Source organism: Streptomyces sp. NPDC017890, from assembly GCF_044328675.1.
Lineage (GTDB): Bacteria > Actinomycetota > Actinomycetes > Streptomycetales > Streptomycetaceae > Streptomyces.
The window spans coordinates 1-1243 of sequence record NZ_JBIRHU010000160.1; the positions used below are offsets into that span (position 1 = coordinate 1).

The 1243-nt window shown below is 65.1% G+C and carries 2 protein-coding genes; both read left to right on the plus strand.

Annotated features, from left to right (window positions below):
- On the plus strand, positions 1–760 hold a 760-nt coding region (locus tag ACH4F2_RS36230; protein WP_398136831.1), incomplete at its 5' end, for an AAA family ATPase.
- 149 nt (positions 761–909) lie between these two features.
- Positions 910–1243 (plus strand): LysE family translocator (locus ACH4F2_RS36235; RefSeq protein ID WP_398136832.1); only part of this gene is annotated, 334 nt, incomplete at its 3' end.

A 1243-nucleotide genomic window follows, 5' to 3' on the forward strand; every position in this document is an offset into this window, starting at 1 on the left:
CCAGGAGTTCGCAGACACCGTCCGCTCCCACCGTTACATCGGGCTTTGCTACGGGCCACCCGGGATCGGCAAGACGCTCTCTGCTCGCCACTACGCTGGCACCGACGAGTGGGAGCAGTGGCACCCGCTCTCGCGCAGCACCGGTGCCCTGCCGCCCGTGCCCGAAGCGGTTCAACGAAGCAGAACCGCGTTTTTCACCCCTACCGTCGCCGCGACCATCAAGCAGATCGATCAAGGCCTGCCCCGGGCCTGCCAGCACATCTCCTGGGCCATCGACTACGCTCAGCACGGCCACGTCGACCCCTACGTTCACGCCGAATCCCAGCACAGCGGGAACACCGAGCTGCTCATCATCGACGAAGCCGACCGGCTCAAGACCGCAGGCCTCGAACAAGTCCGCGACTTCTATGACCGCCACCGAATGGGCGTCATCCTCATCGGCATGCCCGGCATCGAGAAACGCCTCGCCCGCTACCCCCAGCTCTACAGCCGCATCGGCTTCGCCCACGAATACCGGCCCCTCCGCAGCGACGAACTCACGGCCGTCGTCGCGCAGCGCCTCCCGGACCCCGACCCTGACGACGCAGGTCTCGCGCACACGGCAGCTCTAGCCGCGATCGTCCGCGCGACCAACGGGAACTTTCGCCTCGCCGACCGGCTCGTCACCCAGGTGAATCGCATCCTTGACATCAACAAGCGCACCCACCTCACCCCGGAGGCCGTTGACGCCGCCCAGGGGGCTCTCCTCATCGGGCGCTAAGCGCAGCTGAGACCATGACGTCCGGGCCCTTACATAGACAGAGGCCACCCCGTCCGATTCGATTGGCTGAGTTCACGGAGTGGAAGACTGAGTGCAGCTCGGCATCGAGGGGAAGCCTCCTCGCAACCCACCACAAGAAAGAAGCGTGCATGATCTCGTTGTCCGCCGCCGTCGGCATCGCTCTCATCGAGCTCGGCCTCGCTCTCACCCCCGGGCCGAACATGATGTACCTGGTCTCTCGCAGCATCAGCCAGGGATGGCGTGCCGGAATGATGTCGACGTCCGGCACGGCCGTTGGCTTCGTGGTGTACATGGTGATGGCCAACCTGGGATTGGCGGCAGTGTTCCTCGTCGTGCCGTGGCTGTTCATCGCACTGAAGGTCGCGGGGGCCGTCTACCTTCTCTGGCTCGCCTACAAGACACTTCGCCCGGGCGGGAAGTCGCTGTTCGAGACCAACGATCTTCCGCGTGACTCGTTCGGCA